This window comes from Aeromonas sanarellii, assembly GCF_000820085.1.
In the GTDB taxonomy this organism is placed as follows: Bacteria; Pseudomonadota; Gammaproteobacteria; order Enterobacterales; family Aeromonadaceae; genus Aeromonas; species Aeromonas sanarellii.
This window is the reverse complement of record NZ_CDBN01000021.1, coordinates 193,544-217,972: the sequence shown is the minus strand read 5'-3', so window position 1 is coordinate 217,972 and position 24,429 is coordinate 193,544. Positions and strand designations below refer to the sequence as shown.

Below are 24,429 nucleotides of genomic sequence, written 5' to 3'. Positions count from 1 at the left end.
GACGGCCCTTATCATTGGATGAAGGCGCAGATCGTGCCGGACGAGGGGATGCTCGCCATCACGCCGGGTATCCAAGGCCCGGCACCGCGATTACAATGGCGCTCTTTTTCGTGGCAGAGGGAGGAATCATGGCGGAACTGACCTATCTGGGGGGCTACCCGGACCCGCTCAAGGCCCAGGTTCAGCAGTTGATCGCGGCGGGCAAGCTCGGCGAGATGCTGGCTAAACGCTATCCGGAGACCCACCTCGTCCAGAGCGACAAGGCGCTCCTAGCCTACACCATGGAGCTGAAGAACCGCTATCTCAAGAGCTCGGCACCGCTCTCCAAGGTGATCTTCGACGGCAAGATCAACGTGATCAAGGATGCCCTCGGCCTGCACACCTATGTCAGCCGGGTGCAGGGCAGCAAACTCAAGGCCAAGAACGAGATCCGCATCGCCGCCCTGTTCAAGGAGGCACATCCCGCCTTCCTCAAGATGATAGTGGTGCACGAGCTGGCCCACCTGAGGGAGAAGGATCACAACAAGGCTTTCTATCAGCTCTGCCAGCACATGGAACCGGACTATCATCAACTGGAGTTCGATCTCAGGCTCTGGCTCACCTGGCGTGACATCGAACGCGCCAGCCGCTGATCCCAGTTTGCAAGGAGGCAAGATGCGCCCTTGGCCATGCCATCACCAGCCCGCTCGCCATGGGGCCTGGCTCGCCCGGGGGCTGGTGCTCTGGCTCCTCTCCCTGCCACTCTTCGCGGTGGAGCGCTGGCAGCGCGATGACTACCTGCTCCAGAGCTTTATGGAAGTCGCCATGAAGCGGGAATATGGTCATGAGGCCCAGATACGCTTCTCCCGCTGGCAAGCCCCCATCCGCCTCAAGCTCATCAACGAGTTCGGCGACAAGCCGCTGCAGGCCGAGGTGGTCAGGGTGCAGAGCCAGCACCTTGCCAGGATCACCGGCCATCCCATCGAGATCGTCAGCAGCAACCCCAATCTCACCCTCGTCATGACCCGGCACCAGCAGATGGCGAGCTGGGCCGCGCGCACCATGCGCCAGGACGAGTCGGTGCGCATCGCCCTCAAGGAGGGGATCTGCCTGGCCAACTTCGCCACCAACGGCCGCTTCGAGATCACCCGTGCCACCATCATCATCCCGGTGGATTACAGCCGGGCCAAGGGCCGCTTTCTCGACTGCGTGGTGGAAGAGCTGACCCAGGTGATGGGGCTGCCGAACGACTCGGACAAGGTGTTTCCCTCCATCTTCAACGACAACAGCGTCGACAGCTTTCCCACCGGGCTCGATTACCTGCTGCTCAAGCTTGCCTATCACCCCGCCCTTCATGCCGGCATGACGGCCGAGGAAGTCCGCGCAGCCCTGCCCATTGCCCTCAAGGCGCTTCGCGCCAATGGCGACATCGTAGGGGCCAACCAGCGGGTACAGAGCGGCAGCCTCAAGCTCTGGGCGGGGCTCTAACGGTCCGCTTGGAGCCTGCCTTTCCCTCTACTTCTCCTGCAGGCTCACCCATCAATGCAAAACGCAGCCATTGGCTGCGTTTTTTTCGAAGCGATGCGAGCGGTGGGCAGATCTCGACCCGGCTGACACTTGTGCCCGGACAGTTTGCCGGCGCCTTGTCAGGCCTCCACGGCCTCTTCTTCCGGCATCCAGCTGTCGGCGTTCTCCCACACCTCCTGCACCATGGCCTCGGCCAGCTCCTTCTCCTCCTTGCTGGCGCGACTGACCGTCAGGGCCATGGCGCTGCCCGGCGCGACCCGCACATGCAGATCGGGAAAGCGCTCACCCAGTTGCTTGAGCAGTTCCTGGCGCAAGGCCTCCATGGTCGAGGTGGGGATCTGGTGTTTTCTGTCGATGATGATTTCCAGGCGCATAGGGTACGTCTCCATGATGAATAACTGTATTTTTATACAGTAATTTTAAAAAGTAAAGACGGCTCCCTCACTTCGGTCACCATAGCGCATCAGGCCCCGTGAACGTTGTGCTGCCGGTATGCCCCGCATTTCCTCGCATCCCCTTCATCATGGAAAAAACAGTTGATATTGATTCTCATCCATAGCATCATTTTAGGCATGATATAACATAACAAAAGAAACAATCATGCGCCCCAATATCCACCCTGAATATCGCAAGGTTCTGTTCCACGATCTCGCCAGCAACACCTGCTTTCTGATCGGCTCCACGCTGGCCACCGATCGCACCAAGGAGTGGGAAGATGGCAACACCTACCCCTATGTGACGCTGGATGTCTCCAGCGCGTCCCACCCCTTCTATACCGGCAAGCAGAAGCAGGTCGGCAAGGAAGGGCAGGTCGCCCGTTTCGGTCAGCGATTCGGTCACTTCTTCAGCAAAGGAAAAGATCAAAAATGAAGGTTCTCGCCTCCCTGAAATCCGCCAAGTCACGTCATCCGGACTGCCAGATCGTGCGCCGGCGCGGCAAGCTGTTCGTCATCTGCAAGAGCAACCCCAGGTTCAAGGCTCGCCAGGGCTGATAGCGCATCCGCCCCTCATGGATAACAAAAGCCCTCGTCACGAGGGCTTTGTCATCTCTGGATCATGCTCACAGCGGGGTGGCGCACTTGCGGTACTCGGTGGGGCTGACCCCCACCCGCTTTCGGAACACCCGCGAGAAGTAGAGCTGATCGTCATAGCCCACCTGCTGGCCTATGGTGGCCACCGACAGCGGCGTGGTCTGCAGCAGCAGCTTGGCCCGCATGATGCGCTGATCCTCGCGCCAGCGCACTATGCTCACCCCCACCTGCTCGCGAAACAGGTGCGCGAGGCGCGAGGGGGACAAGAATACCTGTTCCGCCAGCGCCTCCACCGAGATCTCGGCCGACAGCGACTCGCTCAGGATCTGGCACGCCTGGTGGACCCTGTGATCGATGGCGGGGTAGGCATCCTGGGAGGAGGCCTCGTAGCAGCGGATCAGCAGCCGCTCCAAGAGGTTCATGGCGAGCTGCTCCGACATGGGCCTCAGCTGCTGGTGGGTCTCCTCGATGTCGAGGAAGAGGGCATCAAACTCGGCGAGCAGCTGACTGTCCGCCAGTTGCAGTCGCCCCACCCGCTCCGTCACCTGGGGCCACTTGAGCCAATCTGCCCAGTAGGCCCGCGGCCGGAAATAGACCCAGCGGTGATACCACTCCCGGGCATCCGGCGCCCGGCCGTAGTAGTGCACGGCGGCGGGCGGAAACAGCAGCAGGTCGCCGGGCTCCACGGTGAAGGCCTTGTCCCCTTGGAAGATCTGCCCCTTGCCCCTGATGGTCAGATTGACGATAAACCCCTTCATGCCGTGGGGGCGGTCGATGATGAAATCGAGGGCGCTGCCCTGCTCGATGGGGGTCATGCCCGAGACCAGGAAGACGTCGAAGGCGTAGCCCGGCAGCAGGGGGTTCAGTTGTTTCGGCTTCTCTTTTTGCATCGAGGACATGACGGAAAACAGGGTTTCGGTAAAAAAGTCGACATGGGCCATTGTAGAGATCCGGCGTTGGAACACCCTATGCTTGCAAGCTGCCTGTTGTGAAATTGTTGAACTGGCTCACAGCTTGCCGGGGAAAACACCGGGCCGGCGCGGGGCCGGCCTGGTGAGGAGGAGAAAAACCACTCAGAGACGGGCCTTGCGCACCTGCTTGTAGCGATCGAACAAGACGGCGGCGAGCAGGATGAGGCCGCGCACCACGTACTGGGCAAACGGGGAGATGTTGAGCAGGTTCATGGCGTTCTCCATCAGCCCCAAAATCAGCACCCCGGCGATGATGTAGGAGATCTTGCCGATGCCCCCCTTCATGGAGACCCCCCCCAGCACGCAGGCGGAGATCACCACCAGCTCGAAGCCGATGGAGGTCATGGGCTGGCCCGAGGTCATGCGCGAGGCGAGTATGATGCCGGCGATGGAGGCAATCAGTCCTGTCATGGTGAAGATGATGATCTTGGTGCGCACCACGTTGACCCCGGCCAGGCGCGCCGCCTCCTCGTTGCCCCCCATGGCCAGGGTGTTGCGACCGAAGGTGGTCTTGTTGAGCAGCAGGCCGAAGAGCACAAAGCAGACGGCGGTCAACCAGACCGGGGTCGGGATCCCCAGCAAGGCGGAGTTGCCGAGCTCGAAGAAGCCCTCCTCGACGATGCCCACCGCCTTGCCGTCGGAGATGATGTAGCCCACCCCGCGCGCCATCTGCATGGTGGCGAGGGTGGTGATGAGGGCGTTGATCTTGAACTTGGCCACGACTATGCCGTTGACGAGGCCAAAGAAGAGGCCCACCGAGAGGCCGGCCAGGATGCCGACCGTGATGCTCTCGGTGGCGTTGATGCCGACCGCGCAGGCAACACCGGAGCAGGCCACCACGGAGCCGACCGACATGTCGAATTCGCCGGAGGCGAGGCAGAACAGCATGCCGCAGGCCACCATACCCGACATGGAGACGGCGAGCCCGAGCCCGCGCATGTTGATCAGGCTGGCAAAGTTGGGTACCAGCACGCAGGCCAGCAGGAACAGGATGGCGAAGATCACCAGCATGCCGTACTGATCCCAGACGCGGGCCAGTTGCAGTCGGGAGCCTGTCGCCGTTGCGGCGCTGGCGGCCTGGCCGACAGAGGTAGTAGTTGTCATGGTATTTCTCCTGAAAATTCCGGGTGCTATCTCGTTGCGGTCAGCGAGTCAACGGGCCGGCATGGCCAGATTGAGTGCCTTGACCTCGTTGGCTTCGTCATGGGAAAGCTCGCCGGCGATCTCCCCCTCCCGCATAACCATGATCCGATCCGCGATGCCCAGCACCTCCGGCAGCTCGCTGGAGACCACCACCACGGCGATGCCCACCCTGGCCAGATCGTAAATCACGTTGTAAATCTCGTTCTTTGCCCCGACGTCGATGCCCCGGGTCGGCTCGTCGAGCAGGATCACCTTCATGTCTTCCGACAGCCAGCGCCCCAGGATGGCCTTCTGCTGGTTGCCGCCGGAGAGGTTCATGATGGCCTGCTGGGGAGACGGGGTCTTGACCCGCATGTCGCGGATCCGCAGCCTCGCGTTCTCGTCCTCCCACTGCTGGTTGATCCAGAAGCCTCCCCACGCGTGGTGACGGCGGGCGCTGATGTTGATGTTCTCCTGCACCGAGTGGATGGGAATGATGCCGAGGGCCTTTCTGTCCTCGGTGCAAAGCATGATGCCGCTGCGAATAGCGTCGATGGGATTGCGGATCACCACCGGCTTGCCGAACACCGAGATCTCGCCGCCGCGGGGCGTCTCGGCGCCGAAGATAAGCTTCATCAGCTCGCTGCGACCGGCTCCCACCAGCCCGAAGATGCCGAGGATCTCCCCTCTCTTTACCTCGAGCGACACCGGCGCCTTGAGGCCGGGCCCCATCAGGTGCTCCACCTTGAGGCCCGCCTCGCCAAGCGGCCTTGGGCTGTAGCCATAGATGTCGGTCAGCTCGCGCCCCACCATGGTCTTGACCAGCAGATCCCGGTCCACCTCGGCCATGGAAGCGAAGGTGCGCACGAACTGGCCATCCTTGAACACCGTGATGGCATCGCACAGGGCGAAGATCTCGTCCATGCGGTGGGAGACGTAGAGAATGACCTTGCCCTCGTCCCGCAACTGGCGGATGACCCGAAACAGCTGCTCAATCTCGCGGGACGACAGGCTGCTGGTCGGCTCGTCGAAGGCGATGACGCTGGCGTCCCGGGTCAGGGCCTTGGCGATCTCCACCATCTGCCACTGACCCAGGGACAGGTACTTGAGCGGCGTCTCGGGGGAGACGTCCATCCCGAGGCGTGCCAGCTGCCTGGCCGCATCCTGATAGAGCTTCTCCCGATCGATGACGCCGCGCCGGGTCGGCAGCTGGCCGAGGTAGATGTTCTCGGCCACCGTCATCTCGGGCACCAGGTGCAACTCCTGATAGATGATGGCGATCCCGCTCTCCAGCGCATCGACCGTGTTTTGAAACTGCTTCTCCTGGCCGGCCAGCTTCACCACCCCGGCGGTAGGGGCCTGGAAGCCGCTCAGGATTTTGAGCAGGGTGGATTTGCCGGCGCCGTTTTCCCCCATCAGCGCGTGTACCGTGCCCTGCTGGCAGGAGAAGGAGACGTTCTGCAGCGCCTTGACGCCGGGAAACTCCTTGCTGATGCCGCAAAACTCCAGATAAGGAACTTGATTCATGACATGACTCCAACTAGCCGGCACGGCGCAGGGCACCGTACCGGCATGGGTATCAGGGATGGCGATTACAGCCCTTTCTTCTGCAGCTCGGCCTTGAAGTTGTCGCGGGTGATGAGCACCACGTCGGTCACCTCGGTGAACTTGGCAGGCTCGGTATCGTTGACGACCCAGTCGTGCAGCATCTGGACGCTCTTGTAGCCGTGCACGTCCGGGCTTGGCAGCAGGGAGCCGAGGAAGCCGGTGGCGCTGGACTTGGAGAGCTCGTTCACCGCATCCACCCCGTTGATGCCGATGCCGATGACATTCTCGGCCTTGAAGCCCTGCCCTTCGGTGGCGCGCACGCCGCCGAGCACGGTATTGTCATTCATGCCGACGATGAGCCAGTTCTTCACCTCGGGGTGCTGCACCAGCATGGAGTTGGCGGCATCCAGCGCCCCCGGAATGTCGTTGGCCTTGGTCGGCGAGCGGTAGATCTGCGCCTCGGGGAAGCCGGCGGCCTTGAGCGCGCTCAGGGAGCCCTCGACCCGGCGACGGGCGGTGTCGAGCTCGTCGGCGGTGATGGCGAGCACGGCGGTGCTCTTCAGGTCCCACTGGCGTTTTTGCATCTCCTTGTAGAGCTCCTGGCCCTGGCGTTCACCAATCTTGGTGGCGGCCATCATCACCAGGGGCACCTGTTCCATGGGCTGGCCCTTGGCGTTGACGAACTGGTCATCCACCGTGATGACTTTCAGATCCATGCTGTTGGCCTTGGCCATGATGGCGGCCCCGAGCTTGGGATCCGGGGTGCAGATGACGAAGCCCTTGGCGCCATTCGCCGCCAGGCTGTCGATGGCATTGAGGGTCTTCTCGCCATCGGGCACGGCTATCTTGATCACCTCGAAGCCCAGATCCTTGCCCGCCTTGTCGGCGAAGCTCCACTCGGTCTGGAACCAGGGCTCCTCCGGCTGCTTGACCAGATAGCCCAGCTTCAGTGCCTCGGCCGAAAAAGCAGAATTTGCCATACCAAGGGCGAACCCCATTGCGATCATGCCTTTAACGATTTTGTTCATGCGAATGTCTCCAACGGTTCTATCAATCCATGTATCCACGCAGTGCTGCTCCTTGAGTCCATCAAGTCACAGCCATATAAAAACATGCTTAAACAGGACGTTATTGTTGTTGCTAGTTGAGCGAGACAAGTTGTAATCGTTTTCACATGGAAAAATGGAGAGCAGGATCACGCCATGAAATTGCAGCCATTTCGTCTATATAATTAGCAAAATTGTCACATATCCAATTCTGGATGGCCGTCACCCTGTCGCACTGACAGCGTTAAAATCCATATTTCCAGCAGCCAATGGCTAACCGCCCCTCCTGCCCATCTCCTATGGTTCCCCCCAGTCACCCCTCATTGATGGTCAGGAGCACTTATGTCTGAGCACCCCAGGTCCGAGCAGATCACCATCGGACTCGATTTCGGCAGCGACTCGGTCAGGGCACTCGCCGTGCGCTGCCAGGACGGCGCCGAGCTGGCGACCCAGGTCGTCTATTACCCCCGCTGGCAGGCAGGCCACTACTGCCAGCCGGTCAACAACCAGTTCCGCCACCACCCCCTCGACTATCTGGAGTCCATGGAGCAGGCGGTGGTGGCGGTGGTGAGCCAGCTCACCCCGAGTCAGCGCACCGCCGTGCGCGGCATAGGGGTGGACAGTACAGGCTCCACCCCCGCCCCCATCGACAGAGAGGGGCGCGTGCTGGCCCTGCGCCCGGAGTTTGCCGACAACCCCAACGCCATGTTCGTGCTGTGGAAGGATCACACCGCCATCGAGGAGGCGGAGGCCATCACCGCCCTGTGCCACGGCGGCCAGTTCCCCGACTACAGCCGCTACATCGGCGGCATCTACTCCTCCGAGTGGTTCTGGGCCAAGATCCTGCACGTCTCCCGAGCCGATGCCGCCGTGCGCGCCGCAGCCTGCAACTGGGTCGAACTGTGCGACTGGGTGCCCGCCATCCTGAGCGGCACCCAGGCTCCAGCCACCCTCAAGCGCGGGCGCTGCGCCGCCGGCCACAAGTCCCTCTGGCACCCGAGCTGGGGCGGCCTGCCTCCCGCCGACTTCCTCAACGCCCTGGATCCCCTGTTGACAGAGGATCTCGACTATCCCCTCTTTACCGACAGCTGGACCGCCGATCTGCCGGTCGGCACCCTGACCCCGGAGTGGGCGGAGCGGCTGCACCTCTCCTGCGAGGTGGTGATCGCCGGCGGCGCCTTCGACTGCCACATGGGGGCGGTGGGAGCCGGGGCCGGCAACAATGCCCTGGTCAAGGTGATAGGCACCTCCACCTGCGACATCCTGATCGCCGACGAAGCCACCATAGGCGATCGGGCCATTGCCGGGATCTGTGGCCAGGTGGATGGCAGCGTGGTGCCGGGCAGGGTGGGGCTGGAGGCGGGACAATCGGCGTTCGGCGACATCTATGCCTGGTATCTGCGCCAGCTCGGCTGGCCCCTTGACAGCCTCGCCGCCCAGTATCCGGAGCTTCGCACCGCCATCGAGGCCCACAAGCGGGAGCTGCTGCCAAGCCTCGCCGCCGCCTGGGAGCAGCAGCGCGATCTCGCCCACCTCCCGGTGGTGCTCGACTGGTTCAACGGCCGGCGCACCCCCTATGCCAACCAGCGCCTGCAAGGCACCCTCACGGGGATCAACCTCGGCACCGATGCCCCCGATCTCTTCGGCGCCCTGGTGGCCTCCACCGCCTTCGGCGCCCGCAGCATCATGGAGTGTTTGACCCACCAGCAGGTGCCGGTGGAGCAGGTGATCGCCCTTGGCGGCATCGCCCGCAAGTCCGCCACCGTGATGCAGACCTGCGCCGACGTCATGAACCGGCCCATCCAGGTGGTGGCCTCGGATCAGTGCTGCGCCCTGGGGGCGGCCATCTTCGCCGCCGTGGCGGCCGGGATCCATCCCGATGTGGCCAAGGCCCAGCGCCACATGGCGAGCGCCGTGGAGCGTACCCACCAGCCGGATCCGGTGCGGGTCGCCGAGTATGAGCGTCTCTACCAGCGCTACCTCGCCTGGGGCGCCGCCGCCGAACCGCTCTACAACCGGGGGGGACAGGCATGAACCTCAAGATCCTCAAGGAGCAGGTGCTCGCCGCCAACCTGGATCTGCCGCGCCACGGCCTGGTGACCTTCACCTGGGGCAACGTGAGCGGCATCGACAGAGCGCGCAATCTGGTGGTGATCAAACCGAGCGGCGTCAGCTACGAGCGGATGCGGGTCGAGGACATGGTGGTGCTGGATCTGGCGGGCAAGCAGGTGGAGGGGGACCTTCGCCCCTCCTCCGACACCGCCACCCACCTGGTGCTCTATCACACCTATCCGGAGCTGGGCGGCGTGGTGCACACCCACTCCACCCACGCCACCGCCTGGGCCCAGGCGGGGCGCCCCATCCCCATTTTCGGCACCACCCAGGCCGACTACTTCCACGGCGAGATCCCCTGCTCCCGCCTGCTCACCCCCGGCGAAGTGGAGGAGGACTACGAGGGGCTGACCGGTCATCTCATCGTCGAGACTCTCAAACAGACCCCCATCCTCACCATGCCGGGGGTGCTGGTGGCCAACCACGGCCCCTTCAGCTGGGGCAAGGACCCCGAGGACGCGGTACACAACGCCGTGGTGCTGGAAGAGGTGGCCCGCATGGCCTGGCTCACCGGCCAGATCAACCCGGGGGCCCGCCCCCTGCCCGATTACCTGCTGGAGAAGCACTACCAGCGCAAGCATGGCAAGCACGCCTATTACGGCCAAACAAAAGCCTAAAAGAGGACAAACTCATGGAATTGATGAAACAGCTGGAAGTGTGGTTCCTGGTCGGCAGCCAGCACCTGTATGGCGCCGCCACCCTGAAGCAGGTGGCCGATCACGCCCACACCATCACCAGCCAGCTCAACGAGGGGGCGAACCTGCCCCTCAAGATAGTGCTCAAACCCACCGGTACCACCCTGGATGAAATCAGCGCGGTAGCCCGGGATGCCAACCACGACGAGCGCTGCGCCGGGCTCATGGTGTGGATGCACACCTTCTCCCCCGCCAAGATGTGGATCCCGGCCCTCAGTCAGTTGCAAAAACCCCTGCTGCAGTTCCACACCCAGTTCAACCGGGATCTGCCGTGGAGCGAGATCGACATGGACTTCATGAACCTGAACCAGACCGCCCACGGCGGGCGCGAGTTCGGCTTCATGGGGGCTAGGCTGCGGCTGCCGCGCACCGTGGTGGTCGGCCACTGGCAGGATGAAGAGGCCAGACAGAAGATAGGCAACTGGATGCGGGTCGCCGCCGCCATCCACGACAGCCGCCACCTCAAGATCGCCCGCTTCGGCGACAACATGCGCAACGTGGCGGTCACCGAGGGCGACAAGATTGAGGCCCAGATCCAGTTCGGCTATCAGGTGAACTACCACCCGGTCGGCGATCTGGTCAAGGTGATCGACGCCGTGCCCGCAAGCGACATCGAGGCGCTGCTGGCCGAATATGAGGCGACCTACACCCTGACCGAGGCGGTGCAGGCGGGCGGGGGGCTTCGTGCCTCCCTGTATGAGGCGGCGCGCCAGGAGCTGGGGATGAAGAAGTTCCTCACCGACGGTGGTTTTGGCGCTTTCACCACCACCTTCGAAGATCTCTATGGTCTGCACCAGCTACCGGGCCTCGCCTGCCAGCGCCTGATGGAGCAAGGCTTCGGTTTTGGGGCAGAAGGGGACTGGAAGACCGCGGCCCTCTTGCGCACCCTGAAAGTGATGGGATATGGCCTGCCGGGGGGTGCCTCCTTCATGGAGGACTACACCTACCATCTGGAGGCGGGCAACAATCTGGTGCTGGGGGCCCACATGCTGGAAGTCTGCCCCTCCATCGCCGCAGGCAAACCCGTGCTGGACGCCCAGCACTTAGGCATAGGCAAGAAGGCCGATCCGGCCCGCCTGCTGTTCGCCGCCCCGGCGGGCAAGGCGGTCAACGCCAGCCTCATCGATCTCGGCAACCGTTTCCGCCTGGTGGTCAATCAGCTGGAAGTGGTGGACCTGCCAGAGGCCATGCCGAAACTCCCGGTGGCCAGCGCCCTGTGGAAACCCCTGCCGGACCTGCAGACCAGTGCCGAGGCCTGGATCCTGGCGGGCGCCGCCCACCACTCGGTGTTCACCCAGGCGGTGGACATCGAGCAGCTGCGCACCTTCGCCGACATCATGGGTATCGAGTTTGTGGTCATCGACGAGTACACCCGCATCCCCGCGCTCAAGGAGCAACTGCGCTGGAACGAGGTCTACTACAAGATCTGCCAGTGACCCCTTAATCGGCCAGCGGCCATCACAATGACAACAGCCCCGCCCGCGGGGCTGTTTCATTTCGCGCCCCCTCAGGGATGACCATCCCCCTCCAGCAGCCAGTGACAGACTCGCTGCACCCCGTGGCGCTGGCTGTCGGGCCGGGCGAGCAGGGCGTATTCGTGATCCGTCTCCAGCACGGGGGCAAAGGGGGCGACCAGGGCGCCACTCTCCAGCTCCTCGGCCACGATTGTGGGATCCCCGAGGGAGAGGCCGAACCCCTGCAGCGCGGCGTTCATCGCCAAGTCCAGGGTATCGAACAGCTGCCCCCCCTGGGGCTGCCAGGGAATGTCGAGGAAGGCGGCAAACCAGTTGCGCCAGTCCCGCCGATCGGCGCTGGCATGGATCAGGGGCAGCAGGGGCAGCTCGTTCAGATCGCGCTCGAACAGACGGTGCTTGGCGGCAAAGGCGGGGGCGCAGACCGGGGTCAGCCGTTCCCGGAACAGGGGCTGGCTGTGGGGATAGCGCCCCAGGCAGGGCTGGTAGACGATGGCGAGATCGAAGGGCTCCCGGGAGAAGTCGATGCCATGGCTGTGGCTGCCACGCACCTCCACCGCCTCCCCCTCGAACGCCTGCAACCGCCGCAGCAACCAGCGGCTGGCGCAGGAGGGCACCTTGATGCTGATCGCCTGCTCGTGGGGCAGGGTCTGCAGGGCGCTGAGCCCCTCCCCCATGCGGGCCAGCCCTTCGCGAACGAAGGGCAGCAGCCGCTCGGCGGCCGGGGTCAAGGTGAGGCAACGGGTGCCGCGCACGAACAGCAGGTGGCCCAGGCGTGCCTCCAGCTGGGCGATCTGCTTGCTCACCGCCCCCTGGCTCACGCACAGCTCGTCGGCGGCCAGGGTGAAACTCAGGTGGCGGGCAGAACACTCGAAGACCTGCAGGCCATAGAGGGGCAGCTGAGTGCGCGGCTGGGTGGACAACATACAAGCCTCCATGCTTGAGAAAAACTCATGCATACCATGCCGAATAATCCGTTGTCCGGCAAGCCTTGGGGGGGCTAAAAAGGGACCTCTTTCACACACGCAGGTGACGGCGCCATGTCCATCCCCCAGGTTTCCAGCAAACTGCCCCAGGTGGGCACCACCATCTTCACCGTGATCGGGGATCTGGCCGCCCGCCACCCCAGCATCAACCTCTCCCAGGGGGCACCGAGCTTCCCCTGCGATCCCGAGCTCATCCGGGTGACCCACGAGGCCATGCTGGCCGGTGAAAACCAGTACGCCCCCATGACGGGGCTGCCCGCCCTGCGCGAACAACTGGTAGCCAAGATTGCAGCCAGCTACGGCCATCACTATGACGCGGGCGAGGAGATCACCATCACCGCCAGCGCCAGCGAGGCCCTGTTCTGCGCCATCACCGCCCTGGTTCACCCCGGCGACGAGGTGATCATGTTCGAGCCGGCGTTTGACAGCTACCGCCCCATGATCCAGTTGCAGGGGGCCACCCCTGTGGTGATCGCCCTCAAGGCGCCGGATTTCGCCATTCCCTGGGACGAGGTGGCCGCCCGCATCACCCCCCGCACCCGCATGATAGTGCTCAACACCCCCCACAACCCCACCGGCACCGTCTGGCAGGCAGGGGATCAGGAGCGCCTCGCCCGCCTGGTGCGCGGCACCGACATCCTGATCCTCTCGGACGAGGTGTACGAGCACGTGGTGTTCGACGGCGCCCTGCACCAGAGCGTCATCCGCTATCCGGAGCTGGTGGAGCGCTCCGTCGCCGTCTTCTCCTTCGGCAAGACCTTCCACGTCACCGGCTGGCGGGTAGGCTACTGCGTGGCCCCCCGTCCCCTGATGGAGGAAATCCGCAAGGTGCACCAGTTCGCCATGTTCGCCGCCGACACCCCCATGCAGTACGGCTTCGCCCACCTGTTGCAGCAACCGGCCCACTACCAGGGGCTGGCCGCCTTCTACCAGCGCAAACGCGACCTGCTGGTCTCGGCCCTGGCAGAGTCGCGCCTGACCCTGCTCCCCTCGGCGGGCAGCTTCTTCATGCTGGCGAGCTACGAGCGGGTAAGCGACGAGCCGGACAGCCTCTTCGTGCAGCGGCTCATCCGCGATCACGGGGTCGCCACCATTCCGGTCTCCGCCTTCTATCACGACGGCACGGATCAGCGGGTCATCCGCCTCTCCTTCTCCAAGGACGACGACACCCTGCTGGCGGGCGCCGAGCGCCTGTGCGGCGTCTAGGGGGTACCATGGATTCACTGCGCGTTGCCGTCCTCCAGATGGTCTCCGGGGATGACCTTGACCACAACCTGACCCAGGCCGAGGCGCTGCTGCGCCAGGCGGCGGCCGAGGGGGCCGAGCTGGCCCTGCTGCCCGAATACTTCTACCTGATGCCGGAAAATGAGCGGGCGCGGGTGGTCCTGGCCGCCCCCGTGAGCGATCATCCCCTGCTGGCCTGGGCCCAGGGGCTGGCCCGGGAGCTCGGGATCTGGCTGCTGGCGGGCACATTGCCGCTCGCCAGCGACGAGCCCGGCAAGATGCACAACAGCAGCCTGCTCATCGACCCGCAAGGGCAGCTCGCGAGCCGCTACGACAAGCTGCACCTGTTTGGCTTTTGCACCGGGCAGGAGCAGTATGACGAGGCCGCGACCATGAGCCCGGGCCGGGAGGTGGTGAGCCATCCCCTGCCTTGGGGCGTGCTGCGCGTCGGGATCTGCTACGACCTGCGCTTCCCGGAGCTGTTTCGACTCGATCCGGCCCCCGATTTCATCGCCCTGCCCGCGGCCTTCACCCACACCACTGGGCTCGCGCACTGGGAACTGCTGCTGCGGGCCAGGGCGGTTGAAAATCTGGCGTTCGTGTTCGCGTCTGCTCAGGGCGGTGAACACCCAAGTGGACGGCGCACCTTCGGCCACAGCATGATCATCGACCCCTGGGGCCGGATACTGGCCCAGGTAGAGGAGGGTCAGGGCCTTGCCATCGCCACCCTGGATCTGGCTGCCCAGCGCACGGTGCGCAGCCAGTTGCCGGCCCTCACCCATCGCAAGATAGCCGTCGGCCCTTGAGGCCGGCACCCTTTAGCACGCTAGGAATGACACCACACTTCAAGGGACTGACCATGAAACTCAACACCGCAATGATGCTGATGGCCCTGGCCACCGCGGGCCAGGCCGCCGCCAAACCCCTGGTGATCGCCACCGACGCCACCTACCCTCCGTTCGAGATGGTCGACAGCAACGGCAAGCTCGGCGGCTTCGAGGTCGATCTGGCCTATGCCCTGTGCGCGGCCATGAAGACCGAGTGCGAGGTGATCAACCAGCCCTGGGATGCCCTGCTGCCGGGACTGCAAGTGCGCAAGTACGACGCCATCATGTCCTCCATGAACATCACGGACGAGCGGCGCCAGAAGGTGGACTTCAGCCAGGTCTACTACATGATGCAGAACCGCTTCGTGGGGCGCAGCGACAAGGCCGCCGACTTTGCCGACGATCCGGCCCACTTCAAGGGCAAGGTGATCGCCGTACAGGAGGGCACCCCCCAGGACAACTTCGTCACCGCCCGCTATGGCGAGGTGGCCAAGATCAAGCGCTACGTCAACGCCCAGTCCCCCATGCTGGATCTGCAGTCCGGCCGCGCCGACTACACCTTCGGCAACATGGTGCAGTTGAAGGTGGGCTTCCTCGACAAGGAGATGGGCAAGCAGTTCGCCTTCGTCGGTCCCCAGTTCAACGGCACCCAGGACAAGAGCCTCGGGGAAGGGGTGGCGGTGGCCCTGCGCAAGAACGATGACAAGCTCAAGGCCCGCTTCGATGCCGCCATCGAGAGCGTCAAGGCCGACGGCACCTTCAACACCCTGCTCAAGAAGTACCAGCTCGAAGATCTGCTCTGATCCCGACGTCGGACCGCCATCACACCATGCCAGTCGACATTGACTGGCATTTTTTATCCCTGAGATGCGCCGCCACGGGGCGATGCATTTGCCTCTTCAAGGTCGCGACCAAGCGTGCCATGCTGCACCTGTATGGGTCATGCCCGGGCATAGCACACCCAGCGTGACAGCGCACCGACTCAGGCAAGGAGGCAAGCCATGACACCCTCGCCCCTCATCAGGCGCTTCGCGCCCAATCCGCAGGGGCGCGATCTCGCCGTCGGCGACATCCACGGCCATTTCGCGCTGCTGCGGCTGGCGCTCCAGGAGGTGGAGTTCGATCCTGCCCGGGATCGCCTCTTCTCCGTGGGGGACCTGACCGATCGCGGGCCCGAGTGCGGCGAGGTCCTCCACTGGCTGGCAAGCCCCTGGTTTCACCCCGTCTGCGGCAATCACGACGACTACGTCTGCCGCTACGAGAGCTGCGATCGGGAGAACTGGCTCCAGAACGGCGGCGCCTGGTTTCAGCGCCTGACCCCGGCCGAACAGGCGCAGTTCGCCATCCACTATCGTGCCCTGCCGATCGCCATTGAGGTGGCGACCCCGGCCGGGCCCGTCGGGCTGCTCCACGCCGATTGCCCTTTTTCCTCCTGGCAGGGCCTGCTGGACCAACTCGATGCCGGGGTAAGCGGCGGGAGGCTTCGGGCCATCAAGAACGTCTGCCTCTGGTCAAGGCGCCGCATCGAGCGGCTGGACGAGAGCGGCGTCGCGGATCTCGTCGCCCTGGTGGTGGGCCACACCCCGGTGAGCGTCCCGGCACGCCTTGGCAATGTGTACTACATCGACACCGGCGGCTGGTACCCCGACGAGGGCGGCTACTTCACCCTGCTGGATCTGGGCAGCCTGACCCCTCTCTTCCCCCTGCCCTGAACCGGGGCCGCTCAAGCCATCGCTCATCGGGTAGCGCAGAGCCTGGGGGCTATCGCCAGATAGCCTCCCCGTTGCCCATTAAAGCGCCAGGCAGACGCCCCGTGCTTCGCTCCGCCTGCGCTATGGTTTACCATGCTGACCATTGTGGTGCCTGGCACCCCCACCCCGGCGCCTGACGCCGCCGTCACCGGATACCCCATCTCGAACAACATGAGCAACACAGCGCACCCGGCCAGCGGGCCCACCTTCTACTTCCACGACTACGAGACCTTCGGCATCAGCCCGGCGAAGGACAGGCCGGCGCAGTTCGCGGGCATTCGCACCGACGCCGATTTCAACGTCATCGGGGAGCCCCTGGTCATCTATTGCAAGCCGCCCTCGGATTATCTGCCGGACCCCGAAGCCTGCCTCATCACCGGTATCACGCCGCAGAAGGCGATGAAGGACGGATTGTGCGAGGCAGACTTCATCCGCCAGATCCACGGGGAGTTCGCCACCCCGGGCACCTGCGTGCTCGGCTACAACAGCATCCGCTTCGATGACGAGGTGACCCGCTACACCCTGTATCGCAACTTCTACGACCCCTATGCCTACGCCTGGCAGAACGGCAACTCCCGCTGGGACATCCTCGACATGCTGCGGGCCTGCTACGCCCTGCGCCCCGAAGGGATAGAGTGGGCCTTTGACGAGGAGGGCAAGCCGAGCTTCCGACTGGAGAAACTGACGGTGGCCAACGGCGTGACCCACGCCAACGCCCACGATGCGCTCTCCGACGTGCTGGCCACCATAGAGATGGCCAAACTGGTGAAGAAGGCCCAGCCCAAGCTGTTCGGCTATCTCTTTGAGCTGCGCAACAAGAACAAGGTGAAGGCCCTCATCGACGTGGTGACCATGAAGCCCCTGGTGCACGTCTCCGGCATGTTCTCCCCCTGGCAGGGGTGCGCGAGCTGGGTGTCGCCGCTCGCCTGGCACCCGAGCAACCAGAACGCGGTGATCATGGTGGATCTGACCCGCGACCCCACCCCCCTCATCGAGCTCACCAGCGAGGAGATCAGGGAACGCCTCTACACCAGGAAAGAGGACTTGGGGGAGCTGGCGGCCATTCCGGTGAAACTGGTACACATCAACAAGTGCCCGGTGCTGGCCCCGGCCGCCACCCTGACGGCGGAGCGCGCCGACGAGCTGGGCATCGATCGGGAACAGTGCCGCAAGAGCCTGGATCTGCTGCGCGCCCACCCCGAGGTGCGGGAAAAACTGGTGGAGGTGTTCAACCAGGAGTTTGCAGGCCAGAGCGATGCGGATCCCGATACCCAGCTCTACGCCGGCTTCTTCGGCCACGGCGACAAATCCACCATGGATCTGGTGCGCGCCACCCCGGCGGATCTGCTGGGGGAGCGGGAGTTTGCCTTCACGGATCCACGGCTGCCGGAAATGCTTTTCCGCTACCGCGCCCGCAACTGGCCCCACACCCTCAGCGAGGCGGAGCAGAAGCGCTGGCGCCTGCACTGCAGCGACTACTTCAGCCGCCGCCTGCCGGACTATGTGCCCCGCCTGGAAGCCCTGGCCGAACAGAATCAGGGGAACGAACGGAACTTTGCGATTCTAAAGAGTCTCTACCGCTATCTGGAAGATCTGTGAGATGTGAGCCGATTCACAGTTAAATCCCTGTGCCGACCCCGCGGGCGAGACATAATGAGCACGGGGCCCAAGCTCCTGATAGTTTGATAATTACGATGCGCTACCGGCATGGATGCCGTGCTCTCGACCGTTGGGGATCTCTCGTCTTATGCGTTCAGCTCTGCCTGCTTTGACACTCGTCGCCTGTGCCTTGCTGCCCTCGGCCGCCCTGGCCGGCGTGCGTTTCGAGGTGCCGGACTACCTGCTGCGCCTGCCGGAGCAGACCTATCGGCTGATCGAGCGCAACTTCAATACCCTCTACCAGCAGACCGACTTCACGCCCCAGATCACCAACAGCTACTTCAACCACTCGGATCTCTACCGCTTCGCCGGCATCCCCCTCGCCATCACGCCGCAGAACGGCTTCCAGATGGAGGTGTTCGGCCAGCTCTACAACAAGTCGTCGCAGATCTATGCCCAGATGAGCCAGGATCTCTCCCTCTATCGCACCCTGCGGGTCGACATGATGGGGGATCAGAGCGACGAGATCGCCATCGGCATGGGGCTCGGCATTCCCCTCAGCAACCGCCTGACCGTCAAGGCGCTCGCCTCCAGCAACGAGATCCCGGGCTATGGCTCCGCCAACTACGCCATCGGCGTGGAGTGGCACTTCTAGGGATCAGCGCCCCTTCCGGCAAAAAGGCTCCCTTGGGAGCCTTTTTCATGCCTGTCCCGGCCCTTGACCGGGATCAGCCGTAGCGGATCACTCGCCCCTGGCCCCCCTGCAGCACCAGCCCCTCTGCCTGGGGAGCATCATCCCAGAAATCCACTCCCCCCGGCGGCAGCGCGACCCGTGTGGCTTGTTCACCCCAGTTGAACAGGCAGAGCAGCTCGCCGCCCCCGGGCAGCGCCACCCGCCCGCGCGCAAAGCCCATGTCGTCGAAGCGGGCCGCCGGGGCACGCCCCTCGCACAGGGCCAGCAGCTTACCAAGGTGCGCTCCCTGCGCGTCGTCCAGATCCTGCAGCCTGTCTCCCGCGAGCACCATGCCGCCGCTCGCCACCAGGGCGGCCAGGTGGAAGTCGTACTCCGCGCGGCTGGCGTGCTGGCCCGGGATATCCCGCAGGCAGACACAGTCGGGATCCAGCGCCCAGAGCCGGTCGTTCTGCCAGGCGCGGCAGAAGGCTTCCCGCGCTATCTGGCGAAAACGGGCTCCCTGGCGCTCCACGTCGTCGCTCACCCGCATGCCGTGCACCAGGCCGAGACTGGGCCACAGTGGCGCATTGCAACCGAGCAGGAAGGCCCCCTCCCCGGCGCCGCGCAGGATGGCGGCCATGCCACGGCGATAGGCCTCCACCCGGGTGGCGTCAGGGTCGTGGAAGCGGCCGCCGTGAATGGCGCCCCAGAAGTTCGCGTCCAGCTTGAAATAGTGGATGCCCCACTGCTCGCGCAGGGTGTGGAACAACTGCTCCAGGTGGGCCTGCACCTCGGGATGGGTGCCGTCCAGCACGTACCAGGGGGTGCAGCGCCAGCCGCCGTAGGTGACCCGCTCGGAGGGGAGCGGCAGGCCGTCTTCCCCTTTCACGAACCACTCCGGGTGCTGCTGGAACACCCGGGAGCCGGGCTCGGCGATGAAAGGGGCGACCCAAAGCGCGGGCTCGCAGCCGGCGGCGAGGATATCCTGTGCTAGCGCGGCCACCCCCTGCTCGAACTTGGCGGAAGGGGTGAGCCAGTCCCCCATCCTAGCATGATAGCCGTCGTCGATCTGCACGTAACGCAGCTCGGGAAAGCGGCTGGCCCGTGTCCCCAGGTTCTCGCGAATGTCGTCCGCGCTCACCTGGGCATAGTAGTGATACCAGGAGCACCAGCCGCTCGGGCGCGCCTTGACCCCGCAGACGAGAGTCCCGTGTTCGGCCTCGATATAGTCCGCCAACGCCGCGAGCAGGGCCTCCCTGTCCGGCCCCTCCAGGCAGATCAGCGCCTCGCTCTGCCAGTGCTGCCCGGCGGGCAAGGCGCGCCCCTCGGCGTTCATCACTATTTCGAGGCACCCGTCCGGGTAGAGGCGAAACTCGCCGCCAAAGCGTTGGCAGCTTGCGAACGCCAGCAGCAGCCAGCCCCCTTCCTGCGCCACCAGCAGCAGGTTGTGGACGGTGTGATAGCCGTCGTCGTCGGTGATGCGGTAGACAGAGGCGTCCGGGCAGCGCCCCACCGGCTCGGGGGCCTGCCAGCTACCCATGGTCTGGGCCAGCATCTGGAACCCCTCCCCGTAGATGGCCGAGGCGGGATCGATGCCGAGATCCCCCTCGAACAGCCGCCACCGGTGCACCGACTCCGCGGTGCTGCCCGTGTTGTCGAGCCTCACCCGGCACAGAGGGCCCTCCCACTGGCGGGTCTGCAACAGCCGGGATGACAGGGCGGGATCGGCGGGCAGCTGGCGCAGCCTGGCCAGAAGAGAGGGGTACGACATGGGATCTCCTGCTTGTGGATTGGGGACTATGCTGGGGCCATTGTATCCCCTGCGGGTCAGTTGACCCTGTTCCATGCCCCCCGCGCCTGTTAAACTGCGACCTCGCTCACAGTTGCCAAGATGAGGCCCCCGTGCTGCTCCGACGCACCCTGCTCTACCTTCGTGATTTTCTGGTCATCATCGCCTGCCTCCTCGCCGGCAAGGCCCTGGCCGCCCTGCTGCCCTTCGCCTTCCCCGGCAGCATCCTCGGCATGCTGCTGCTGTTCGTGCTGCTCTCCTTGCAGCTCATCCGCTTCTCCTGGGTCGAGCTGGGGGGCGGCCTGCTGCTGCGCCACATGGGCGTCCTGTTCGTGCCGGTGGCGGTCGGTCTCGTGGCCTGGCTCGAGCCCCTGCGCCAGTCGTTTGGCCTCATCATGCTCTGCGTGGTACTCGGCATAGTGCTGATCCTGGCCGCCGTCGGCCACCTCTATCAGAGGATGAACCGATCATGATGCTCTGGTTCGCCCTGCCGCTCACGTCACCTCACCCTGTCATCACAAGGATGCAGCCATGATCTTCTGGTTGGCCATTCCCCTGACCCTGGCGCTCTATTTCATGACCCGGGCCCTCTACCGCCGCCTGCCCTGGCCCGTCATCAATCCGGTGCTGATCCCCACCGCCGTCATCATCGGCCTGCTGCTCTGGCTCGATCTGCCGCTGACGCAATATCAGGGCGGCGCCGCCCCCCTCACCGCCCTGCTGGAGCCCGCCGTGGTGGCCCTGGCCCTGCCCCTCTACCAGCAGGCGCGCCAGATCCGGGACAAGCTCAAACCCATCCTCCTCTGCACCCTCACCTCTGTGCTCATCTCGGTCTGCACCACGCTAGGGATTGGCCACCTGATGGGGGCGGATCCGGCGCTGCTCGCCTCCATCGCCACCAAGTCCATCACCACCCCGCTCGCCATGAGTGTCAGCCAGTCCCTCGGCGGCATTCCCGCCATCGCCGCCGCCGTGGTGGTGGTGGTGGGGATCCTGGGGGCCCTGGTGGGCTACCCCCTGCTCCGCCTGATGCGGGTGACCGACCCCGAGGCCCAGGGGCTCGCCATGGGAGCCTGTGCCCACGCCATCGGCACCGCCGCCTCCGCCGAGCAGGGGATCACCCAAGGGGCCTTCTCGTCGCTCGCCATGGTGGTGTGCGGCGTGCTGACCGCGGCCATCGCCCCCCTGCTGTTCGCCCTCTACCACTGGCTGACCTGATCCCCGCTGCCATGGCCGCCCCTGCGGCCATGGCCTCTGTGCCCATTCACCATCTCCATACGATACCCTCACCCCCTGATGCCGGGAGCTGGCGCACAGATTGCGAAAGACAAACGTTTCCTTTACCATCCCCGGCCCTTTGCCCATCAAGGCGTGAGCGCGCTCACACATTTCGCCGCGCTTGCTCCCTACAATGGCCCCCCAATTGGCCTTTGAGGACACAGTATGCATCCCCGCTTTGCCAAGCCATTCGAGACCCTTTCCGCCCCGCTCCAGGCCAGTCTGCGCCCCATGCTGGGGGACGATTTCCAGGCCCGTTTCACCCCCAGTCAGGTGGCGACCCTGAAAGCCGCCACCGGGCTGGATGACAGGGCCCTGCGCCTGGCCCTGCTGCCGCTGGCGGCCGCCTGCTCGGTGGCGCCCATCTCCAGGTTCTTTGTCGGTGCCATCGCCTGCGGCCTGAGCGGTACCTGGTATTTTGGCGCCAACATGGAGTTCGCGGGCCAGGGGCTGTTCCACTCGGTGCACGCCGAGCAGTCCGCCATCTCCAACGCCTGGCTCGGCGGCGAGACCGGGATCTCGGAGATCACCGTCAACTACACCCCTTGCGGCCACTGCCGCCAGTTCATGAACGAACTGAGCACCGCCAAGATCCTCAAGGTCTCCCTGCCGGACGACCTGAGCGAGCTGCAATCCTTCCTGCCCCACTCCTTCGGCCCCGCCGATCTCGAGATCACCGACGCCCTGATGAGCCCCCAGGCCCACGACGAGCTCAAGCTCGAGAGCGACGATCCCCTGTGGCAGGCCGCACTGGCCGCCGCCCGTCAGAGCTATGCCCCCTACAGCCAGGGCTATGCCGCGGTGGCGCTGCAGTTCGAGGACGGGCGCATCTTCTGTGGCCGCTATGCCGAGAATGCCGCCTTCAACCCCAGCCTGCCGCCGATGCAGATGGCCTGCGCCCACGCGGTGCTGAATGGCGAGGATCTCGCCACCGTCCGCCGCGCCGTGCTGCTGGAGAGCAAGGATGGCCAGATCAGCCAGCGGGATTCGGCCCAGTCCACCCTCAAGGCCCTGGGCGCCGTCCAGCTGGAGTACCTGGCGGTCTGATCCCGCGCCGGAACGAATCAGGGGAGCCATTGGCTCCCCTGTTTGCATGTGTCTTCCAGATACCGCTCTCTCTCCCCTGTCAGGACTCCCACAGGATGCGCTGACTGCCGGACCAGCGTTCGCCGATGTCCGCGTACTTCTGCTCCAGCAGGTGGCGGCGGATCTTCATGGTGGGGGTCAGCACCCCGTTCTCGATGTTCCAGGGGGTCTTGACCACCAGGATGCCGCGCAGGCGGGCATGGGACTCCAGCTTGTCGTTGACCCGATCGAGGGCGGCCTCCAGCTCGGCGTCCACCCCGGCCCTGTCGGCCTTCATGGCGCTCTCGGCGAGCTGCACCAGGGCGACCGGCTGCGGCATGCCGTAGCCGATGACGCACAGCTGCTCGATGATGGGCTCCTGCCCCAGCATCCCCTCGATGGGCACCGGGGCCACGTACTTGCCCTTGGCGGTCTTGAAGACGTCCTTCATGCGCCCCGTGATGGTGAGGTAGCCCTCCCGATCCAGCTTGCCCATATCTCCGGTGTGGAGCCAGCCTTCCTCGTCGATGGCCTCGCGGCTGTGCTCTGGATCCTTGTAGTAGCCCACCATCATGCCGTCGCAGCGACAGAGGATCTCCCCTTCCTCGGAGATCCTGATGGTCACCCCTGGCCCCGCCTTGCCGACGGTGCCTATCTTGTCCGCCCGGAAGGGGTAGTTGAGGGTGGAGTAGGCGTGGTTTTCGGTCATGCCCCAGGCCTCGGTGATATTGAGGCCGATGCTGTGATACCACTCGAGCAGGGCCGGCGCCACCGGCGCCGAGCCGCAGCCCAGCACCCGCGCCTGATCCAGTCCCAGCCCCTTTTGCAGCTTGCCTTTCACCAGGCCGGAAATGAACGGGATCTTGAGCAGCAGATCGAGCTTCTTCTGGGGCAGCTTCTCGTGGATCTTGATGCGGAACATGGCCCAGAGCCGCGGCACCGAAATGAAGACAGTGGGACGGCAGCGCTTGACGTCCTCGATGAAGGTGTCGAGGGACTCGGGGAAGGCGATGGTGGCACCGCTGAACAGGCTGCCGCCGTAGATGTAGACCCGCTCAGTGATGTGGGCGAGCGGCAGATAGGAGAAGCCGCGATCCTCCGCGGTGAGGGAGACCGCCTCCACCAGCTTCTCGCAGGACCAGGCGTAACGCTCCACGCTCAGCATGGCCCCCTTGGGCTTGCCGGTGCTGCCGGAGGTGTAGACCAGGCTCAGCAGGGCATCCGGCGCCTGCACCGGGCTATCCGGGATGGGGTCGTATTGCGCCAGCAGATCGTCCCACTGGTGGGCCGCCGGCATGGTGTCATAGGGGAAGGCGATGCGCAGCAGGTCGCCGGGCACCCCCGCCTCCTGGCTCTTCCAGTCGTCCAGCTTGCCGACGAAGATCGCCCTGGCCTCGCTGTGGCGCAGCACGTATTCGATGGTGTCGACGTTGGCGGTGGGGTAGATAGGTACGCTCACGTAGCCCCCCATCTGCATCGCCAGATCGGCGATGAACCACTGGGCACAGTTCTTGGAGAGCAGGGCCACCTTGTCCCCCGGGGCCAGCCCCAGGGCACGCAGTGCCGTCACCATGCGTCGCGCCTCGTCGGCGACCTCACCCCAGGTGAAGTCGACGTACTCGCGGTGGATGGTCTGGCGAAGGTAGATCCGGTCGGGACACTGCCGCTCCCAGTGATAGAGCATCTCGAGCGGCAGTTTGTTGGCAATGCGTGCGGAGGAGGCCATGGTTTAAT

General features: G+C 64.6%; 24 protein-coding genes. 16 read left to right on the top strand and 8 right to left on the bottom strand.

Annotated features, from left to right (window positions below; all coding sequences use genetic code 11):
- Window positions 1-128 precede the first annotated feature (128 nt).
- Together BN1132_RS04575 and BN1132_RS04570 are read left to right on the top strand one after the other, a co-directional pair.
- Window positions 129-632 carry a M48 family metallopeptidase gene (locus BN1132_RS04575; RefSeq protein ID WP_042075408.1) on the top strand — a complete coding sequence of 168 codons (504 nt, stop codon included), beginning with the start codon at window positions 129-131 and terminating at the stop codon, window positions 630-632.
- Between the two features lie 22 nt (window positions 633-654).
- Window positions 655-1,467, top strand: a complete 813-nt coding sequence (locus tag BN1132_RS04570; protein ID WP_084202579.1) for a DUF2927 domain-containing protein — start codon at window positions 655-657, stop codon at window positions 1,465-1,467.
- Between the two features lie 158 nt (window positions 1,468-1,625).
- Here BN1132_RS04570 and BN1132_RS04565 read toward each other — a convergent pair whose 3' ends face one another.
- Window positions 1,626-1,880: a DinI family protein gene (locus BN1132_RS04565; protein ID WP_042075405.1), complete on the bottom strand. Its 255-nt coding sequence runs from the start codon at window positions 1,878-1,880 to the stop codon at window positions 1,626-1,628.
- 226 nt (window positions 1,881-2,106) lie between these two features.
- Between BN1132_RS04565 and BN1132_RS04560 the strand changes: the two genes are divergently transcribed.
- A complete protein-coding gene (locus tag BN1132_RS04560; protein ID WP_042075404.1) occupies window positions 2,107-2,376 on the top strand; it encodes a type B 50S ribosomal protein L31 in 270 nt (89 codons plus the stop codon).
- Entirely contained in the window at window positions 2,373-2,498 is a 126-nt protein-coding gene (gene ykgO / locus BN1132_RS04555) for a type B 50S ribosomal protein L36 (RefSeq protein ID WP_010674479.1), read from the top strand. Before BN1132_RS04560 ends, ykgO begins: the two co-directional genes overlap by 4 nt.
- 68 nt (window positions 2,499-2,566) lie before the next feature.
- Here ykgO and araC read toward each other — a convergent pair whose 3' ends face one another.
- The 4 genes from araC to BN1132_RS04535 form a co-directional block, all read right to left on the bottom strand.
- The gene (gene araC, locus BN1132_RS04550; protein ID WP_042075403.1) at window positions 2,567-3,478 is read right to left on the bottom strand and encodes an arabinose operon transcriptional regulator AraC; all 912 of its coding nucleotides are present in this window, start codon (window positions 3,476-3,478) and stop codon (window positions 2,567-2,569) included.
- A 132-nt stretch (window positions 3,479-3,610) separates the two neighbouring features.
- Window positions 3,611-4,612 carry an L-arabinose ABC transporter permease AraH gene (gene araH, locus BN1132_RS04545; protein ID WP_042075402.1) on the bottom strand — a complete coding sequence of 334 codons (1,002 nt, stop codon included), beginning with the start codon at window positions 4,610-4,612 and terminating at the stop codon, window positions 3,611-3,613.
- A 48-nt stretch (window positions 4,613-4,660) separates the two neighbouring features.
- Window positions 4,661-6,157 (bottom strand): L-arabinose ABC transporter ATP-binding protein AraG, encoded by a 1,497-nt coding sequence (araG, locus tag BN1132_RS04540; RefSeq protein ID WP_042075401.1) that lies wholly within the window; start codon window positions 6,155-6,157, stop codon window positions 4,661-4,663.
- A 65-nt stretch (window positions 6,158-6,222) separates the two neighbouring features.
- Complete coding sequence (locus BN1132_RS04535) at window positions 6,223-7,206, bottom strand: arabinose ABC transporter substrate-binding protein (RefSeq protein WP_042075400.1); 984 nt, start codon at window positions 7,204-7,206, stop codon at window positions 6,223-6,225.
- Between the two features lie 360 nt (window positions 7,207-7,566).
- On the opposite strand from BN1132_RS04535, the gene BN1132_RS04530 reads away from it, so the two are divergent.
- The 3 genes from BN1132_RS04530 to araA are packed head-to-tail and all read left to right on the top strand — an operon-like array spanning window position 7,567 to window position 11,467.
- Window positions 7,567-9,258: a ribulokinase gene (locus BN1132_RS04530; protein WP_042075398.1), complete on the top strand. Its 1,692-nt coding sequence runs from the start codon at window positions 7,567-7,569 to the stop codon at window positions 9,256-9,258.
- Complete coding sequence (locus BN1132_RS04525) at window positions 9,255-9,953, top strand: L-ribulose-5-phosphate 4-epimerase (RefSeq protein ID WP_042075397.1); 699 nt, start codon at window positions 9,255-9,257, stop codon at window positions 9,951-9,953. Before BN1132_RS04530 ends, BN1132_RS04525 begins: the two co-directional genes overlap by 4 nt.
- A gap of 14 nt (window positions 9,954-9,967) precedes the next feature.
- Window positions 9,968-11,467 (top strand): L-arabinose isomerase, encoded by a 1,500-nt coding sequence (araA, locus tag BN1132_RS04520; RefSeq protein ID WP_042075395.1) that lies wholly within the window; start codon window positions 9,968-9,970, stop codon window positions 11,465-11,467.
- A gap of 71 nt (window positions 11,468-11,538) precedes the next feature.
- On the opposite strand, the gene BN1132_RS04515 is transcribed toward araA, so the two are convergent.
- Window positions 11,539-12,429, bottom strand: a complete 891-nt coding sequence (locus BN1132_RS04515) for a LysR family transcriptional regulator (RefSeq protein WP_042075394.1) — start codon at window positions 12,427-12,429, stop codon at window positions 11,539-11,541.
- A 114-nt stretch (window positions 12,430-12,543) separates the two neighbouring features.
- On the opposite strand from BN1132_RS04515, the gene BN1132_RS04510 reads away from it, so the two are divergent.
- The 6 genes from BN1132_RS04510 to BN1132_RS04485 all read left to right on the top strand — a co-directional run bounded on the left by BN1132_RS04510 (window position 12,544) and on the right by BN1132_RS04485 (window position 18,545).
- Window positions 12,544-13,695 carry a methionine aminotransferase gene (locus BN1132_RS04510; protein WP_042075393.1) on the top strand — a complete coding sequence of 384 codons (1,152 nt, stop codon included), beginning with the start codon at window positions 12,544-12,546 and terminating at the stop codon, window positions 13,693-13,695.
- A gap of 8 nt (window positions 13,696-13,703) precedes the next feature.
- Window positions 13,704-14,519, top strand: coding sequence for a carbon-nitrogen hydrolase family protein (locus BN1132_RS04505; protein ID WP_042075392.1), 816 nt, complete (start codon window positions 13,704-13,706; stop codon window positions 14,517-14,519).
- Window positions 14,520-14,572: 53 nt separating this feature from the next.
- On the top strand, window positions 14,573-15,343 hold the full coding sequence (locus tag BN1132_RS04500) for an ABC transporter substrate-binding protein (RefSeq protein ID WP_042075391.1): 771 nt from the start codon (window positions 14,573-14,575) through the stop codon (window positions 15,341-15,343).
- A 198-nt stretch (window positions 15,344-15,541) separates the two neighbouring features.
- The gene (locus BN1132_RS04495) at window positions 15,542-16,252 is read left to right on the top strand and encodes a metallophosphoesterase (protein ID WP_042075389.1); all 711 of its coding nucleotides are present in this window, start codon (window positions 15,542-15,544) and stop codon (window positions 16,250-16,252) included.
- Between the two features lie 210 nt (window positions 16,253-16,462).
- Window positions 16,463-17,890, top strand: coding sequence for an exodeoxyribonuclease I (gene sbcB, locus BN1132_RS04490; protein ID WP_042075593.1), 1,428 nt, complete (start codon window positions 16,463-16,465; stop codon window positions 17,888-17,890).
- Between the two features lie 148 nt (window positions 17,891-18,038).
- Window positions 18,039-18,545, top strand: coding sequence for a hypothetical protein (locus BN1132_RS04485; RefSeq protein ID WP_042075388.1), 507 nt, complete (start codon window positions 18,039-18,041; stop codon window positions 18,543-18,545).
- 73 nt (window positions 18,546-18,618) lie between these two features.
- On the opposite strand, the gene BN1132_RS04480 is transcribed toward BN1132_RS04485, so the two are convergent.
- Complete coding sequence (locus BN1132_RS04480) at window positions 18,619-20,334, bottom strand: glycoside hydrolase family 36 protein (RefSeq protein ID WP_042075387.1); 1,716 nt, start codon at window positions 20,332-20,334, stop codon at window positions 18,619-18,621.
- 131 nt (window positions 20,335-20,465) lie between these two features.
- Between BN1132_RS04480 and BN1132_RS04475 the strand changes: the two genes are divergently transcribed.
- The 3 genes from BN1132_RS04475 (at window position 20,466) to cdd (ending at window position 22,677) form a co-directional block, all read left to right on the top strand.
- Window positions 20,466-20,825, top strand: a complete 360-nt coding sequence (locus BN1132_RS04475; protein WP_042075385.1) for a CidA/LrgA family protein — start codon at window positions 20,466-20,468, stop codon at window positions 20,823-20,825.
- A gap of 58 nt (window positions 20,826-20,883) precedes the next feature.
- A complete protein-coding gene (locus tag BN1132_RS04470) occupies window positions 20,884-21,570 on the top strand; it encodes an LrgB family protein (protein WP_042075382.1) in 687 nt (228 codons plus the stop codon).
- Between the two features lie 225 nt (window positions 21,571-21,795).
- The gene (gene cdd / locus BN1132_RS04465) at window positions 21,796-22,677 is read left to right on the top strand and encodes a cytidine deaminase (protein WP_042075380.1); all 882 of its coding nucleotides are present in this window, start codon (window positions 21,796-21,798) and stop codon (window positions 22,675-22,677) included.
- 79 nt (window positions 22,678-22,756) lie between these two features.
- Here cdd and BN1132_RS04460 read toward each other — a convergent pair whose 3' ends face one another.
- Window positions 22,757-24,421, bottom strand: coding sequence for an AMP-binding protein (locus BN1132_RS04460; RefSeq protein ID WP_042075377.1), 1,665 nt, complete (start codon window positions 24,419-24,421; stop codon window positions 22,757-22,759).
- Window positions 24,422-24,429: the final 8 nt, after the last annotated feature.